The following is a 15,307-nucleotide window of genomic DNA, read 5'->3' as shown; positions in this document are numbered from 1 at the left end:
CAGCGGATAAGACATTGCCGCCAGGTGTCACCTTCGCTAGCGTTGGGCGGGGAACGTCCGACACGCGACCAAGCAAGAGCAGAACAGCCCTCGTATGAGCCAGAACCCCTATTCCGTCGGCCTCGACAAGAACCCGGCGAACTACCAGCCGCTGACGCCCATCGGCCTGCTCGAGCGAGCGGCGAAGGTCTACCCGGAGCACACGGCCATCATCCACGGCGCGCAGCGCACGTCCTACGGGCAGTTCTATGCCCGCGCGCGCCAGCTCGCCTCGGCGCTCGCGGCGCGGGGCATCGGGCCCGGCGACACGGTCTCGGTCATGCTCTCCAACACGCCTGCCATGCTCGAAGCGCACTTCGCCGTGCCGATGACCGGCGCCGTGCTGCATTGCCTGAACACGCGCCTCGACGCGCCGATCCTCGCCTTTCAGCTCGACCATGCGGGATCGAAGGTGCTGATCAGCGACCGCGAGTTCTCGGGGCTAATGGGAGAGGCGCTCAAGCTCGCCAAAGCGGCCCCGCTGATCATCGACTATCACGATAAGGAGTTCCCGGACCTCGGGCCGCCACTGTCGGATCTCGACTACGAGGCGTTCCTGCCTGCGGGCGATCCCGACTTCGCCTGGCGCATGCCCGAGGACGAATGGGAGGCCATCAGCCTCAACTACACGTCCGGCACGACCGGCAATCCCAAGGGCGTGGTCTACCACCACCGCGGCGCCGGCCTCATGTGCTACGCGAACACCATTGCCACGGGCATGGCGCGCCACCCCGTCTACCTGTGGACGCTGCCGATGTTCCACTGCAACGGCTGGTGCTTCCCTTGGTCGCTGTCGGTGGTCGCCGGCACGCACGTCTGCCTGCGCTGGGTGCGCGCCAAGGCCATGTACGACGCCATCGTCGACCACAAGGTCACGCACCTCTCCGGCGCACCGATCGTGATGGCGACGCTGCTCAACGCCAAGCCCGAGGAACGCCGCGAGATCACGCACCGCGTGGCGTTCAACCACGCCGCCGCGCCGCCGCCCGAGGAGGTGATGGCGCGCATGAATGAGGCAGGCTTCGCGTTGACGCATCTCTACGGCCTCACCGAAACCTACGGGCCTGCCACGCTCAACGAATGGCACAGCTCCTGGGATGCGCTGCCCAAGCCCGAGAAGGATGCCAAGCGGGCGCGCCAGGGCGTGCGCTATCCGGCGCTCGAGGGGCTAACGGTGATGGATCCGGTCACGATGACCGAGGTTCCGGCCGACGGCGAGACGCTCGGCGAGGTCATGTTCCGCGGCAACATCGTCATGAAGGGCTATCTCAAGAACCCCGAGGCGACGGCCGAGGCGTTCTCCGGCGGCTGGTTCCACTCGGGCGATCTTGGCGTGCTGCACCCGGACGGCTACATCCAGCTCAAGGACCGCTCCAAGGACGTCATCATCTCCGGCGGCGAGAACATCTCATCGATCGAGGTCGAGGACGTGCTCTACAAGCACCCGGCCGTCGTCGTCTGCGCCGTGGTTGCCAAGCCCGACGAGAAATGGGGCGAGACCCCCTGCGCCTTCGTGGAACTCAAGCCCGGTGCGACGGCGACCGAGGAGGAGATCATCGCCTGGTGCCGCGAGCGGCTCGCCCACTTCAAGGCGCCGCGGCGCGTAGTGTTCGTCGAGGTGCCGAAGACCTCGACCGGCAAGATCCAGAAATTCAAGCTGCGCGAGATGGCCAAGGACGCGTAGAGCTGCGAAAGGCGGCTTCGCCGCGCTGCGCTGCGGGATCAAGAACACGAACGCGAGACCGCCCTGGCAGCCTCGCGCCTTTTGGATGTGTGATGTTGGGGGATTGGTCGCCGGCGACGCCCATCAGCGCTGCGATGGCAGGTGCCCGGGGCAACTGCGCTCGCAGCTCCGCGGTGGGCGTCAGTGCCGTGTGGCGGTTTCCAGCTTGAAGATTTCGTCCTTGAGCTTCAGTTTTTCTTGTTTGAGCCGGCGGATCGCTAGATCGTCCGAACCGGGTCTTGCCGTCTCCTCTTCAATCCGACGCTCGAGTTGCCGGTGCTTCTCTGAGAGTTCCTGAAGATGAGCCGATAGCGCCATCCTGACCTCCTTTTCAGAGTTGAAGACAGGAGCATTGTTACAGATTTGCCACGAACTGTCCATCGTGGCCGGCGGCGTGACAAACAAGAGTTTAAGCCGCCGCGCAGCCTTAACGGCCAGCTAAGCATCAGTTTACTCAAGAACTTTATCGCGGCCGCGCGGCGACTTGCTTGCACGCCGCAGAAAATGAGACGATAGTCCCGCCGGCTCAGGCCCGCCTGCATTTACGTAAACACGGCGGCCGGCCGGCTTTCGAAGAGAGCGACATGCAGCGGCAGAACGACAGGGAGCTTCGGGAGGCATTGGTTAAGCTGCGCTCCGAGCACCGCCTGCTGGACGACGAGATCCTGGCGCTCGAAACGGCCGGGGCCGCCGATCAGCTCCTGATCCGCCGATTGAAGAAGAAGAAGCTCGCCCTCAAGGACCAGATCACGAAGATCGAGGACCAGCTTCTGCCCGACATCATCGCCTGATCGCGGCGGGGGCCCGAGGCCCACGAGACGACCCGCTCCACCTGTGACGCCGGACCTCGAACCGGCGCGGGATATCCGCGTTCCCATGCACGCGAGCGCACCCCATATATGCGTCGACGATGCCTGATTGCGCGCCAAGCAGGCGCTGCGACGAGACGTGAACTTCTCAACGATCAAGAACACGATGACTGCAGCCGGACTGGACCAGTGGCTCTACCCCACCGAGCGCGGCCTCTACTGCGAGCCCGCCGGCGTCTACATCGATCCCGCGCGTGCGGTCGATCGGGCCATCATCACGCATGGGCACAGCGATCATGCGCGCCCGGGGCACGGCGCCGTGCTGGCGACGCCCGAGACGATCGAAGTAATGAAGCTGCGCCTGGGCGAGGATGGCGCGGGTCGCTACGAATCCACTGCGGGCAGACACGCGCTCTCGATCAATGGCGTGTCGGTGCGGCTCGTTCCGGCGGGCCACATCCTGGGCTCGGCGCAGGTGGTGCTCGACTGGAACGGGCAGCGCGCCGTCGTCTCGGGCGACTACAAGCGCAGCGCCGATCCGACCTGCGATGCGTTCGAGCCCATCGCCTGCGACGTGTTCGTGACCGAGGCGACGTTCGCGCTTCCGGTCTTCCGCCACGAGCTCGCCGTGCGCGAGGTCGGCCGTCTGCTCGCTTCGCTGCGGCGCAATCCGGAGCGCGCGCATCTCGTCGGCGCCTATGGCCTCGGCAAGTGCCAGCGCGTGATCCGGCTGGCGCGCGATGCCGGCTACGACGCGCCGATCTACCTGCACGGCGCGCATCTCGCCATGAGCGAGCTCTACCAGCGTCTCGGCGTCGATCTCGGCGACATCCGCCCGGTGCCGGACGTGAAGCCCGCGGAGCTGGCGGGCGCGCTCGTCCTCTGCCCTCCCGCGGCCGTCGACGACCGCTGGTCGCGCCGCTTTCCCGATCCGGTGACGGCGTTCGCATCGGGATGGATGCGCATCAAGGGCCGCGTCCGCCAGAGCGGCGTTGAGCTGCCGCTGGTCATCTCCGATCACGCCGACTGGCCGGAGCTGATCGCCACCGTACTCGAGACCGGCGCCGAGGACGTGTGGGTCACGCACGGCCGCGACGACGCCCTCGTCTACGAGCTGTCGCGGCGCGGCCTCAAGGCGCGCGCTCTGGCGCTTGTCGGCTTTGAGGACGAGGGAGAGTGATGGGCCACCGTGGCATATTCCGGTCCGCGGTTCGCCGATGCGGGGCTGCGCTGTCATGCCTGGATCCTGCCAGCGTTGGATCGGTGAAAGCTGACGTGGGTCCCGACCTGCGTCGGGATGACATCGAGAGGAGGCAGGCGGCGGACACACGACAGACGTCATCCCGGCGAAGGCCGGGATCCACGCAAGGTTCCACTTGCTCGACGTCGGAGGCATGCACCCTGGCGCATGCGCGACATGCACCAAGACTGCACGCGGGGGGAGGCGCGTAATGGAGCCGTTCGCCCTCCTGCTCGATACGCTGACCACGACGCCGTCGCGGAAGGGCAAGCTCTCGCTGCTCACCGACTATTTCCGGTCGGCGCCGGACCCCGACCGCGGCTTCGCGCTGGCGGCCCTCACCGACGGGCTGTTCCCGCGCCTGCCACTGCGGCGCAGCCTCGCGACGTTGCTCGAGACGCGCGTCGATCCCGTGCTCTATGCCCTATCGCGCGACTACGTGGGCGACACGGCCGAGACGGTGGCGCTCATGTGGCCGGAGCCGGAGCTGCGCGAGCCCGCGCCGCGTCTTGCGGAGACCGTCGCGGCGCTCGCCACCGCCGAGCCCTCGGAGGTCGCGGCGATCCTCGGCCATCTGCTCGACCGCCTCGACGTGCGCGGGCGCTGGGCGCTGTTGAAGCTCGTCGGCGGTGCGCCGCGCGTCGGCGTCTCGGCGCGCCTCGCAAAGACGGCGCTCGCAGAGATGAGCGGCAACGACGTGGCCGACATCGAGGAGATCTGGCACGCGCTGACGCCGCCCTACACTGACCTGTTCCAATGGCTCGAAGGCGAAGGGCCGCGTCCCGACGCCGGCGGCAAGCCGGTGTTCCGGCCCCTGATGCTCGCCCATGCCATCGAGGAGCCGGATTGGGCCGGCTTCGTGCCGGAGGAGTTCGCGGCGGAATGGAAGTGGGACGGCATCCGCGTGCAGGTCGCGGCCCACGGCGAGCACGTGCGCATCTTCTCGCGCACCGGCGACGACATCTCGCGCACGTTCCCCGACATCGTCGCGGCCTTTGAGGGCTACGACGTGCTGCTCGACGGCGAGCTGCTGGTGGCGCGGCGCGGCCTCGTGGCGCCGTTCAACGACCTGCAGCAGCGGCTCAACCGCAAGGTTGTCACCGGCCGCATGCTCAAGGAGCACCCCGCGCACGTGCGCCTCTACGACCTGCTGATCGCCAGCGGAGACGACCTGCGCGCGCTTTCGTTCCGCGAGCGGCGGGACCGCCTCGAAACCTGGCATGCGGCGCATGCGCCGCCGCTCACCGACGTGAGCCCGCTCGTCCCCTTCTCCACCCGCGAGGAGCTCGACGCGCTATGGACGGGTGCGCGGCAGGACGGCATCGAGGGCCTGATGCTCAAGCGCTGGACCAGCCCTTATCTGTCGGGTCGCCCGCGCGGACACTGGTTCAAGTGGAAGCGCGCGGCGCTGACGCTCGATTGCGTACTGATGTACGCACAGCGCGGCTCCGGCAAGCGGTCGTCGTACTACTCGGACTACACCTTCGGTGTCTGGCGCGAGATCGCCGAGCCGACGCTCGAGGGGCCGCCTCGCGGCGACATCTATCCCGGCCACGAGCTGGTGCCGGTCGGCAAGGCATACTCGGGCATGACCGACGCCGAGTTGCTCGAGATCGACCGCTTCGTGCGCACGCACACGGTCGAGCAGTTCGGGCCGGTGCGCGCAGTCGAGCCGCGGCTCGTGCTGGAGGTGGCCTTCGACGCCATCTTCCCCTCCTCGCGCCACAAGTCGGGGCTCGCCATGCGGTTTCCGCGCATCCACCGCATCCGCTGGGACAAGCCGCCCGGGGAAGCCGACACCATCGACGCCGCGCGGGCGCTCATGGGCGCGCAGGCAGAGGACGCAGGCGCGCGGCGCTCCAAGAGCCTTTCCGATTGAGGACGGCCAGCGTGCGCAGCTACGCACCGGCGACACAATCGGCAGCTACAGCGCCTTGAGCGAGCCAGGGAGAACTCAATGATCACGCTCTACCTTGCCGGCCCCAAGTTCGGTCTGCCGGACGCGAGCCCGTTCTGCACCAAGGCCGACGTGCTGCTCAAGATGTCGGGGGTTCCGTACCGGACCGCGCAAGCAGACTTCGGCAAGGCACCAAAGCGCAAGATCCCCTATTTCGACGATGACGGCCACCGCTTCAGCGACACGACGTTCCTGCGCTTCCATCTCGAGGAGAAGCACGGCGTTGATTTCGACAAGAACCTCGGCGCGAGGGAGAAAGCGGGCGCCTGGGCTTTCGAGAAGATGGCCGAGGACCAAGTCTATTGGGCGCTCCTGGACGCGCGCTGGACCGACAAGGCGAATTTCGACAAAGGACCACGCGCGTTTTTCGAGGCGGTGCCCGCGCCGCTGCGTGCCGTCATCGTGCCGGTCATCAGGCGCAGCGTGGCGCGTGACCTGCGCGGACAGGGTTTCGGCCGCCATACGAAGGACGAGATCAAGCGCCTGACAGTGCGGGCGCTGGATGCGATCTCGACGCAGATCGGCGACAGGCCGTGGCTGATGGGGGACGCGCCCTGCGGCGCGGACGCCTCGGTGTGGGCGATGTTGACGGGCCTGCTCTGCCCGCACTTCGAGACGCCCATCCGCACGGCCGCCGAGCGCTACGCAAACCTCACGGCCTACCGCGACCGCGGCCTTGCGCTCTGGTATCCAGACCTCGCCGCCGCGTGACTACCGCGGGGAGAGGGCGCTGCGTCCAAAGAGGCCCTTAGCCCGCTGCCGTGCACTTGGTCTCGCACGGCACTTCCTCGCGCTTGTCCACCGTGCCGCGCACCGGAGACATGATCTCGCGGAAACACTTTCCGTCCTCGCGCACGACGCGCACGAGCTGCGTCTTGCTGACGAGCGACTGGCACACGACCTCCAGGCCCTGGGCAAGGCGGATGTTGCCCTTGCCCGGCTGCGCGTCCTGAGCCTGCGCAGCGCCGATCAGAAGATCGATCAAGCCGGCCGGCGGCGGAGCCTCGCCGGGCTTCTGAAGCTGGTTGTAGGCGATCCACTCGTAGGTGGCCTTGCCGTCGTCCGTCGAGACCTTGAGCGAGATGTCGCCGGTCTCATCGCAGGCTCCCGCGTCGATCTTCGTGCCCTCGGCGGTGGAGAGCGCCTTGTACTCGATCTTGCAGTCGATGTTGCGCTCCCAGATCTCGTACTGCGCGAGCCGGTGCGACACCTGGCTGAACGGAACCTTGTACTGCCAGGCATGGTAGGCGGTGATGGCCGTCGGAACGGCGCCCACGATCGTCACCACCAGGGCGGCCGTCTTGAGAAGCGAAACGACGCGGCCCGTAGGGCCGGTGTGCTGATCATCGCCCAACGTTCGGTCTGTCATCGCTGTCGTTCCCTCGAATGTGATTGCCTCGGACGTCATCATCCTGGTCGCGGCTCGCTTCATGGGTATGAAGGCTCCCGCCGCGGATGTGCCACAGTCTCGCTGAACCGCCCTTGAGCGGAAGGTTCATATGCCGTTCAGAAAGCCGTGGGACGTCGGACGGAGGTTAGCGCCCCAGTCGGCCATTGGCCATGGCGTTTACTTATCCGTAAGCCCGCTTGCGGGGTGACGCGTGACACATATGTCCAAGGAAAGCGCTCAGCGGAAACATGATTTTCCGCGTGCGTCGCCTGCGAAGGATATCGCCCATGCGCAAGCTCCTGCTCGCCGTCCTTGCTCTGGGCGTGGCCAGCATCTCAGCGTCGGCCGCGCCCGATCCCGGGCCTGTCGCGCAAGCGGCTGGCGACCCGAAAGCCGTCTCCTCCGACAACGGCAAGTATTTCGACGCAGACGGCAATCCCACCTACAAGATCGCGCCCAACGACCGCGTCGACTGGTACACGTTCTCAGGCTACCGCCGCTTCAACGGCTCCTGCGAGGTCTGCCATGGCTTCGACGGCTCGGGTTCCAGCTTCGCCCCGGACCTCACGCAGTCCTTGAAGACGCTTGCCTACACCGACTTCCAGAAGGTCGTCGTCAACGGCAAGCAGGACGTCAACACGGCGCAAAGTCTCGTCATGCCGGGGTTCGGCGATAACAAAAATGTCATGTGCTACCTGGATGACATCTACGTGTACCTGCGCGCCCGTGCCGACGGCGCCCAGGGTTCCGGCCGTCCGGCCTCACACGAGGACAAACCGAAAACCGCCACGCAGAACGAGAACGACTGCATGGGACCGTGACGGACCGGCATCCTCCACGCATCGCTCCGTCGGAGAAAAACCTTAAGGGGCGGATGTCAGCGTAACTCATTCATATCTGCTGATTTTCTTGATCTTCAACCAGTGCGTTTGCGTAATGGTCCTCCCTTACGCAACCGACCGAAATGCCCGGCTGGGTCGCCTCTCCTAGATGTGGGGCAATCGCGTGCCTGCGGCATGCGGGAATCGCAAAAGAAACTTGTAGGAGAGGACGCATGACCTTCATCAAAGCCTCGAAGCTTGCCGTGGCCGCCGTGCTGCTCGCGACGCCCGCTGCGGCGCTCACCATCGAGAACCAGGACGCGGCGGAGCTGAAATTCGGTATCGACGAAGGCGAAGTCGAGCACGTCGAGTCCGTTGCGGCCGGCAAGTCCGGCGACTTCTCGGCCAAATGCAAGAACGGCTGCGGCCTGACAGGTCCCTGGGGCTTCTCGTGGATGGCCAACGCCGGCGACAAGCTGACGTTCAAGGACGCGAAGCTGAACGGCGCCACTGTCGTCGAGGGCTCCGCCACGCAATAGCCGTTCATTCCCTACAGCCGCGTCCTCCCCCCACGCGGCTTCGGGGCCGGGCAGCCGCACGCCACGCGCCCGGCCCCTTCTCGCGCCGGTGCCCAAAAAAAGTCGAGCCCCGTCGCGCTCTCGGCCGATCGGGGCTCCTTGTCTTCGGTAACCTGCCCAGCTGAGCCGGGCTTATGAGGCGAGGCTCTGGCTTTCCGGTCCAGATCTTGACCGGCTCTCCGCCCTCGCATGAAGGTCGACAGTGCTATGTCTGGAAGGGCCCGGATACGCGGCGCTTGAGCTCAAGCAGCATCCGCTATCCAAGCCTGGACCTCGCTTCAGCGCGGGGTCCGAGTGCACGACCAGGCGGCGTCATCCTTCCTCCATTCGCTGTTGATCCAAAACCCGTGGCCGTGACGCATCGCGCTGATCAGACGCCTGCGCCCGGACCACGGAAAGACGGCCGTCCTCACAACCGGGGGGTGCTGCGGGCCAAAACGGACGGGGTTGCGGAACCCCACTCTGAACTGACGTCGGCAGCGACAGCCATCTGTTTAGGAGAGTCGGTCCTGATGCCCTCTCTGTCAAGGCCGTTCGGGGCCCCTACGGTATCGGTGCGCCCAGAGCCTCGCGGCAGCGCGAAAAGGCATCGCGGACAGGCGGGCGTCCCGGTATTGAGGCGCGATGAAAGCGAACGGCGATTTCGAGATCTTCCTGGCCACTGCTCCCGGTCTCGAGGGCATCCTCTGCGAGGAGGTCAAGGCCCATGGGTTCCGTGCCCCGCGGGCCGTCCCCGGCGGCGTCAGGATCGAAGGCCGCTGGCACGACGTCTGGCGCGCCAATCTCGTGATCCGGGGAGCAAGCCGCATCCTGGCGCGCCTAGGGAGTTTCCGTGCGACGCACCTCTCGCAGATCGAGGCGCGAGCCCGCCAGCTGCCCTGGCTCGCCATGCTACGACGCGACGAGCCGGTGCGCGTCGAAGCGGCGTGCACGCGCTCGCGCATCTATCACACGGGCGCGGTCGCCGAGCGCGTCGGCAAGGCGATCCATGACGTCGCGGGCGTACCCGTGTCCGCCGATGCCGCGCTCTCGGTCGCGGCGCGCTTCGAGAAGGACATCTGCACGCTCAGCATCGACACGTCGGGCGCGCTGCTGCACAAGCGCGGCTTCAAGGTCGCCGTCGCCAAGGCGCCTCTGCGCGAGAACCTCGCTGCGCTTTTCCTGCGCCAGTGCGGCTACGACGGCACCGAGCCTGTCGTTGACCCGATGTGCGGCTCGGGCACGTTCGTCATCGAGGCGGCCGAGATCGCGGCTGGTCTCCCGCCGGGGCGTGCCCGGTCGTTCGCCTTCGAACGCCTCGCAACGTTCGACGCCGAGGCCTGGCAGGAGCTCCGTGACGCACAGACTATAAGGACGCCAGCCGTACGCTTCTTCGGCAGCGACCGCGATCCAAATGCGGTTGCCATGAGCCGCGCCAACGCCGAGCGTGCGGGCGTCGCCCACCTCACGGTGGTTCAACAGTGCGCGGCGAGCGCGCTCGCACCACCCGACGGCCCTCCCGGGCTCGTGATCGTCAATCCGCCCTACGGCGCGCGACTTGGGGACAGGAAAAAGCTGCAGGCCCTCTATCGCGCGCTGGGGCAGACCCTGATGAGCAAATTCGCGGGCTGGCGCGTCGGACTCGTGACGAGCGACGCCGCGCTCGCCAACGCCACGCGGCTGCCCTTCCTGGCGCCGTCCGCGCCCGTCGCCCACGGCGGGTTGCGCATCACGCTGTTTCAGACACACCCGCTGGCGTGACGCTTCTGCGGCCGATGCATCGACCAAATCTTCGCCGTTTGCTAACCTTCGCGTAACATTGGGTGGAAGACGGCCGGGCTCGCATCGGCCAAGGGGGAAACATGGTCACCGTTCTGCGCGCGTTTGCGGCGGCGCTCGGCTGGTTTGCGGTTGCACTGCAATACTGGCTGGTTATCTCCGGCGACATCGGGCCCGATCCGGTCAACCGGACCATAAATTTCTTCAGCTACTTCACCATCCTGACCAACATCCTCGCCGCACTGGCGATGACTGCGCCGCTGCTCGCCCCGGGCTCGTCCATCGGCGGCTTCTTCGATCGCCCGGCGGTGCGTACGGCGATCGCCACCTACATCATCGTCGTCGGCGTGATCTACCACCTCGTTCTGCGTGACCTCTGGGATCCGCAAGGGTGGCAATGGATTGCCGACATGAGCCTGCACTACGTGACGCCGGTGCTGTTCGTCGTCGACTGGCTCCTGTTCGTGCCGAAGCACAGCGTGCCGTGGCGGGCCGCGCTCGCGGCACTCGCCTACCCTCTGATCTACATGGGCTGGACACTATGGCACGGCTCGTGGAGCGGGTTCTATCCTTACCCGTTCGTGGACGTTACCCAACTCGGGCTGGACAAGGTGCTGGTGAACGCGGGCGGCATGACGGCCGCGTTCCTGGTGCTATGTCTCGTGCTGATCGCGGTCGGCCGCGTGCTCGGACTGCTGACCGGCGCACGGGCGGAGACCGTCTGAAGCCCTCACGAGCAGGTAGCGCGGCCGCAACCTTCATTCAGCATGGCGTTCGCGGCGCGTTGCATCCGGCCGCTGCGTCCAGGGGCGCAGCCCGCGTCGGTTCTCGACTGTCTCGATGCGGGCGATGCGGCCTGGGCTATTGCCTTCGCCCGCTTCGAGATAGAGCGTGTGCGTGCCCTCGCGCCTGAGCGCCCACCGGTCGATGACGATCAACGGCGCGATACAGCCACGCGGCGGACGCGTCTCGGTGATCACGATCTCGGATTTGACGCAGTCCTCCACAATGGCCGACGGATGGCGCGCGATGGCGACGCGGAAGCCTTTCACGGTGGCCGTGCAGCCCGTGCCGTCGCAACGGAAGGCGCGGCTGCGCAAGACGTCGCGGGCGGCGCGGCCGTCGCCGTCGCTGCCGAGCCAGCGGGTGAGCTCGAAGCTGCCGCCACGCGTGCCGCGAGCAGCCAGACGACCGTCGGTACCGCGCACGGCGACGAGCTCGCCGCCGCGGCCGGCAAGGATGTCGGGGCGCGCGCCCCCACCCGCGAGCAGGATGCCGCCGCCGATGGCGGCGAGCCCCAGAGCGCGCCAGCGCGTCTGCCACAGCGTGAGCCAGAGGCCGCCCGCCACCATGAGCGCGAAGCTCGTCTGGGGAATCTCCGGAATGTAGGCGACGGCACCGGGCAGGCTCGCGACCCAATAGGCGGTGGCTGTCATGGCGTCGATGCCGAAGGCCATCAGCTTGAGCGGTAAGGCCTCGAGCCCGAGCGGCATGAGCACGAGCGTCAAGAGCGCGCCTGGCATCACCACCAGGTTGCAGATCGGAATGGCGATCAGGTTGGCGAGCAGCGCGTACTGCTGGCTGCGCTGGAAATGAAAGAGGCCGAACGGCGTCACGGCGAGGCTGGCGATGATGGTCGATCCCAGGATGCCGCCGAAGAAGAAGAGCACTGTCCTGAGCCAGCCACTGCGGTCGCGCTCGCCGGCACCGTCGCGTATGGCCTCATAGGCCGCGATCAAACAGACGACAGCCGCGAACGACATCTGGAAGCCGGCATCGAGCAGGCTTTCCGGCATCGCGACGAGCACCACGAGGGCCGCGATGGCGACGTTGCGCATGGCGAGCGCCTGCCGGTCGAGCATGACCGCGACGAACATGATGGCGATCATGATGAAGGCGCGGATGGTCGGGATCGAGCCTCCCGAAATCAGAAGGTAGCCGAAGCCGCCGGCGAGCGCGGCCGCGGCGGCCCACTTTTTCGTGGCGTGTCGCAGCGCGACGGCCGGAAAGGCCGCAAGCACCAGGCGCACGGCCAGAAATACCGAGCCCGCCATGATGACCATGTGCAGGCCGGAGATCGACAGGATGTGCACCAGGCCGGAGTCGCGGTATGCGTCGTTGGTGGCGTCGGTGATGCCGCCGCGCTCGCCGGTGAGCAGCGAGGTGGCAATGGCGCCCGTCTCGCCCGGCACCGCGGCCCTCACCCGATCGCCGACGGCCTGCCGCAAGCGTTCGAGGCCGGCGCGTAGGGATTGGGAGAGGCTTGCGGTGTCCGCAACCGCAACGATGTCGGGTGCCTGCACCGCGAACCCTGTGGCGCCGATGCCCTGGAACCAGGCCCAGCGTGAGAAATCGTAGGCCCCGGGGAGTGGCGGGATAGCCGGCGGTCGCAACGTGGCACGCATCCTGATCGCGTCGCCAGGCTTCAGGCCCTCACGCTTCGTCATCACGCGCACCCGGACCCTGGCCGGTCGGGCGTCCGGCGACAGGCCGGCAATGTCGGTGACGCGGATCGTCAGGCGCTCGCCGCGCGTGGGGCGCGGCTCGATCAGCTCCACGACGCCGGAGATGTCGGCGCGACGCAACTCGTGGCTGAGGACAGGGGCCCGCGTCCACTCGGCACGGGCCTTGGCCACGGCAAAGCCGAGGCACATCGCGAGCAGTGCGAGGGCTGCGAGGCGGGCGAGCCCGGCCCGGCGGCTCGCGGCCACGAGACCGAGCGCGACAAGAGGCAGGGCAAGTGCCGTCCACGCGCCGGGCTCGGCCCGCAGGGAAAAATAGATCGCGATTCCGGCACCGAAGGCCACGGGCAGCCAAAGGAACCAGCGGGACCGCTCCAACTCGAGGTGCCGGGTGAGCCCTCCCCCCAGAACGCGTGCGGCGACGGCGCGCAGGGCGGCCTGGATCGACCCGCCTCGCTGTCCGCTGCCTCGCAGTGCGTCCACGGCTTCCCCCCGAAAGCGGCATCGCCCGAGATCTGGCCTCGTGGCGCCGGGCCATGCTACATGGCGGGCCGAACCACCGGAACATGAGCCTGATCACCCATGACGGACACGCAACGGAGCGAGGGCGGCACACCCGTCGTCGTGCGCTTCGCCCCTTCGCCCACGGGATACCTGCACATCGGCGGCGCCCGCACCGCGCTTTTCAACTGGCTCTATGCGCGCGGCCGCGGGGGCAAGTACCTGTTGCGCATCGAGGATACGGACCGGGAGCGCAACAACCCGGAAGCCGTGGCCGCGATCCTCGACGGACTTACCTGGCTCGGGCTCGAGTGGGACGGCGAGCCGGTCTCGCAGTTCTCGCGCGCGGCGCGCCACCGGGAGGTTGCGGAGGCGCTTCTCGCTCAGGGAGGCGCCTACCGCTGCTACCTGACGCCGACCGAGATCGATGCCATGCGCAAGCAAGCGGAGGCCGAGAAGCGGCCGCTCACCATCCGCTCGCCGTGGCGCGAGCGCGATCCCGCGGAGGCGCCACAAGGCGCGCCGTTCGCCGTCCGCCTCAAGGCGCCGCGCGAGGGCGAGACCGTGGTCGAGGATCACGTGCAGGGGCGCGTCGTGTTCCAGAACAAGGAGCTCGACGACCTCATCATCCTGCGCAGCGACGGCAACCCGACCTATAACCTCGCGGTGGTGGTCGACGACCACGACATAGGCATCACACACGTGATCCGCGGCGTGGACCACCTGACCAACGCCGCACGGCAGACGCAGATCTACCGCGGCATGGGATGGGACGTGCCCGAGTGGGCGCACGTGCCCCTGATCCACGGGGCGGACGGGGCCAAGCTCTCGAAGCGCCACGGCGCGCAGGGCGTCGAGGAGTACCGCGCCATGGGCTACCTGCCGGCGGCGCTCCGGAACTACCTGGTGCGGCTCGGCTGGAGCCACGGCGATGACGAAATCATGTCGACCGAGCAGCTCGTGCAGTGGTTCGACATCGACGGCATCAACAAGAGCGCGGCGCGCTTCGACTTCAAGAAGCTCGACGATCTCAACGGCCACTATCTGCGCCAGACGCCCGACGCCGAGCTGCTCGCTGCCATCCAGGCGATGCTGCCGCACCTCGACTTCGCAGCGCTCAGGGCGCTCGCCGTCGATCCGAAGGCGCCGGCGCGCTCCGACGTGGCGCTCGCGCACGAGGCCGCATCGCAGGTTCCGGGCGCGGCGACGGGTGCGGATCTCGCGCGGCTCTTCGCGGCCAAGGGATGGGACGCACTCGGCGCCGCCCTGCCCTCGCTCAAGGAGCGCGCGAAGACGCTGGCCGAGCTCATAAGCCAGGCGCTGTTCCTCGTTGCCGGGCGACCCATAAGTCTAGATGACAAAGCCACGAAGCTGATGGATGCTGACGCCCGGGCCATTCTCACGGCGATCGTGCCGCGTCTCGCAGCGGCGGAGGAGTGGAACCCATCCGCGCTCGAGGCACTTGTGCGCGGATACGCGGAGGAGACGGGGACCAAGCTCGGCAAGGTGGCACAGCCGCTGCGCTCGGCCCTGACCGGGCGGACCGTCTCGCCGCCGGTGTTCGATGTCATGAGCGTTCTCGGGCGCGACGAGACACTCGCCCGGCTTACCGATCAGGCGCGCTGACAGCGCGAGAATTGGGCGATTGCCCATCAAATTCGCGGCCGGAATCGTCTTTCCGGCACCGGGGGCGACTGGTTATACTGCAATGCAGCATCAGCTCCGGTGCATCACCCGTTCACGTTCATCTGCGCAAAGACCACCGACGACCCCAAACCAAGGAGAAGCGGCATGAGCATTCATGACAGCTCAACCCCCGGCGCGGCAGCGACCCGGCAGGCCGAGCTCAAGCTCAACGGCAAGTCGGTGCCGCTCGACGTGCGCCGCGGGACTATCGGGCCGGACGTGATGGACATCGGGAGCGTGTTCCGTGACACGGGATGCTTCACCTACGATCCAGGGTTCACCTCGACCGCCAACTGCTCGTCGGCGATCACGTTCATCGACGGCGACAAGGGCGAATTGCTCT

Annotated in this window: 13 protein-coding genes and 1 pseudogene; 11 read left to right on the top strand and 3 right to left on the bottom strand. The window is 67.3% G+C overall.

The window, feature by feature from the left end; translation table 11 throughout:
- Nucleotides 1–94 precede the first annotated feature (94 nt).
- Nucleotides 95–1,723, top strand: a complete 1,629-nt coding sequence (locus IT540_RS07590; protein WP_291175336.1) for an acyl-CoA synthetase — start codon at nt 95–97, stop codon at nt 1,721–1,723.
- 180 nt (nt 1,724–1,903) lie between these two features.
- Here the strand turns inward: IT540_RS07590 and IT540_RS07585 are convergent, their stop codons facing one another.
- Nucleotides 1,904–2,080: a DUF465 domain-containing protein gene (locus IT540_RS07585; protein WP_291175335.1), complete on the bottom strand. Its 177-nt coding sequence runs from the start codon at nt 2,078–2,080 to the stop codon at nt 1,904–1,906.
- 266 nt (nt 2,081–2,346) lie between these two features.
- Here IT540_RS07585 and IT540_RS07580 point away from each other — a divergent pair, with 266 nt between their 5' ends.
- The 4 genes from IT540_RS07580 (at nt 2,347) to IT540_RS07565 (ending at nt 6,479) form a co-directional block, all read left to right on the top strand.
- Nucleotides 2,347–2,553, top strand: coding sequence for a DUF465 domain-containing protein (locus IT540_RS07580; RefSeq protein WP_291175334.1), 207 nt, complete (start codon nt 2,347–2,349; stop codon nt 2,551–2,553).
- A gap of 184 nt (nt 2,554–2,737) precedes the next feature.
- Nucleotides 2,738–3,751, top strand: coding sequence for a ligase-associated DNA damage response exonuclease (locus tag IT540_RS07575; protein ID WP_291175333.1), 1,014 nt, complete (start codon nt 2,738–2,740; stop codon nt 3,749–3,751).
- 271 nt (nt 3,752–4,022) lie between these two features.
- A complete protein-coding gene (locus IT540_RS07570) occupies nt 4,023–5,690 on the top strand; it encodes a cisplatin damage response ATP-dependent DNA ligase (protein WP_291175332.1) in 1,668 nt (555 codons plus the stop codon).
- A 78-nt stretch (nt 5,691–5,768) separates the two neighbouring features.
- On the top strand, nt 5,769–6,479 hold the full coding sequence (locus tag IT540_RS07565) for a glutathione S-transferase family protein (RefSeq protein WP_291175329.1): 711 nt from the start codon (nt 5,769–5,771) through the stop codon (nt 6,477–6,479).
- 37 nt (nt 6,480–6,516) lie between these two features.
- Here IT540_RS07565 and IT540_RS07560 read toward each other — a convergent pair whose 3' ends face one another.
- The gene (locus IT540_RS07560; protein WP_291175325.1) at nt 6,517–7,137 is read right to left on the bottom strand and encodes a hypothetical protein; all 621 of its coding nucleotides are present in this window, start codon (nt 7,135–7,137) and stop codon (nt 6,517–6,519) included.
- A gap of 308 nt (nt 7,138–7,445) precedes the next feature.
- On the opposite strand from IT540_RS07560, the gene IT540_RS07555 reads away from it, so the two are divergent.
- The 4 genes from IT540_RS07555 (at nt 7,446) to IT540_RS07540 (ending at nt 11,040) form a co-directional block, all read left to right on the top strand.
- Nucleotides 7,446–7,979, top strand: coding sequence for a c-type cytochrome, methanol metabolism-related (locus tag IT540_RS07555; protein ID WP_291175322.1), 534 nt, complete (start codon nt 7,446–7,448; stop codon nt 7,977–7,979).
- A gap of 233 nt (nt 7,980–8,212) precedes the next feature.
- On the top strand, nt 8,213–8,518 hold the full coding sequence (locus tag IT540_RS07550; protein WP_291175320.1) for a hypothetical protein: 306 nt from the start codon (nt 8,213–8,215) through the stop codon (nt 8,516–8,518).
- A gap of 663 nt (nt 8,519–9,181) precedes the next feature.
- On the top strand, nt 9,182–10,297 hold the full coding sequence (locus IT540_RS07545; protein ID WP_291175317.1) for a class I SAM-dependent RNA methyltransferase: 1,116 nt from the start codon (nt 9,182–9,184) through the stop codon (nt 10,295–10,297).
- 101 nt (nt 10,298–10,398) lie between these two features.
- Complete coding sequence (locus IT540_RS07540) at nt 10,399–11,040, top strand: Pr6Pr family membrane protein (protein ID WP_291175314.1); 642 nt, start codon at nt 10,399–10,401, stop codon at nt 11,038–11,040.
- A gap of 33 nt (nt 11,041–11,073) precedes the next feature.
- Here IT540_RS07540 and IT540_RS07535 read toward each other — a convergent pair whose 3' ends face one another.
- Nucleotides 11,074–13,260: a ComEC/Rec2 family competence protein gene (locus IT540_RS07535; protein ID WP_291175312.1), complete on the bottom strand. Its 2,187-nt coding sequence runs from the start codon at nt 13,258–13,260 to the stop codon at nt 11,074–11,076.
- 99 nt (nt 13,261–13,359) lie between these two features.
- On the opposite strand from IT540_RS07535, the gene gltX reads away from it, so the two are divergent.
- Both gltX and gltA read left to right on the top strand, forming a co-directional pair.
- Nucleotides 13,360–14,904, top strand: coding sequence for a glutamate--tRNA ligase (gltX, locus tag IT540_RS07530; RefSeq protein ID WP_291175308.1), 1,545 nt, complete (start codon nt 13,360–13,362; stop codon nt 14,902–14,904).
- Nucleotides 14,905–15,069: 165 nt separating this feature from the next.
- Nucleotides 15,070–15,307: pseudogene (gene gltA, locus IT540_RS07525) on the top strand (citrate (Si)-synthase); the annotation flags it as partial.

Origin of the sequence: Hyphomicrobium sp. (assembly GCF_020852195.1) — a bacterium.
Taxonomy (GTDB): Bacteria; Pseudomonadota; Alphaproteobacteria; order Rhizobiales; family Hyphomicrobiaceae; genus Hyphomicrobium_C.
The sequence above is the reverse complement of the archived record's forward strand: the minus strand, read 5'-3'. Positions and strand labels throughout refer to the sequence as shown.

Excerpts from the sequence above, each read along its gene's own strand:
- IT540_RS07560 (WP_291175325.1), bottom strand. The coding sequence starts at position 7,137 with ATGACAGACCGAACGTTGGGCGATGATCAGCACACCGGCCCTACGGGC.
- IT540_RS07580 (WP_291175334.1), top strand. The coding sequence starts at position 2,347 with ATGCAGCGGCAGAACGACAGGGAGCTTCGGGAGGCATTGGTTAAGCTG.
- gltX (WP_291175308.1), top strand. The coding sequence starts at position 13,360 with ATGACGGACACGCAACGGAGCGAGGGCGGCACACCCGTCGTCGTGCGC.
- IT540_RS07575 (WP_291175333.1), top strand. The coding sequence starts at position 2,738 with ATGACTGCAGCCGGACTGGACCAGTGGCTCTACCCCACCGAGCGCGGC.
- IT540_RS07550 (WP_291175320.1), top strand. The coding sequence starts at position 8,213 with ATGACCTTCATCAAAGCCTCGAAGCTTGCCGTGGCCGCCGTGCTGCTC.
- IT540_RS07555 (WP_291175322.1), top strand. The coding sequence starts at position 7,446 with ATGCGCAAGCTCCTGCTCGCCGTCCTTGCTCTGGGCGTGGCCAGCATC.
- IT540_RS07545 (WP_291175317.1), top strand. The coding sequence starts at position 9,182 with ATGAAAGCGAACGGCGATTTCGAGATCTTCCTGGCCACTGCTCCCGGT.
- IT540_RS07585 (WP_291175335.1), bottom strand. The coding sequence starts at position 2,080 with ATGGCGCTATCGGCTCATCTTCAGGAACTCTCAGAGAAGCACCGGCAA.
- IT540_RS07570 (WP_291175332.1), top strand. The coding sequence starts at position 4,023 with ATGGAGCCGTTCGCCCTCCTGCTCGATACGCTGACCACGACGCCGTCG.
- IT540_RS07565 (WP_291175329.1), top strand. The coding sequence starts at position 5,769 with ATGATCACGCTCTACCTTGCCGGCCCCAAGTTCGGTCTGCCGGACGCG.
- IT540_RS07590 (WP_291175336.1), top strand. The coding sequence starts at position 95 with ATGAGCCAGAACCCCTATTCCGTCGGCCTCGACAAGAACCCGGCGAAC.
- IT540_RS07540 (WP_291175314.1), top strand. The coding sequence starts at position 10,399 with ATGGTCACCGTTCTGCGCGCGTTTGCGGCGGCGCTCGGCTGGTTTGCG.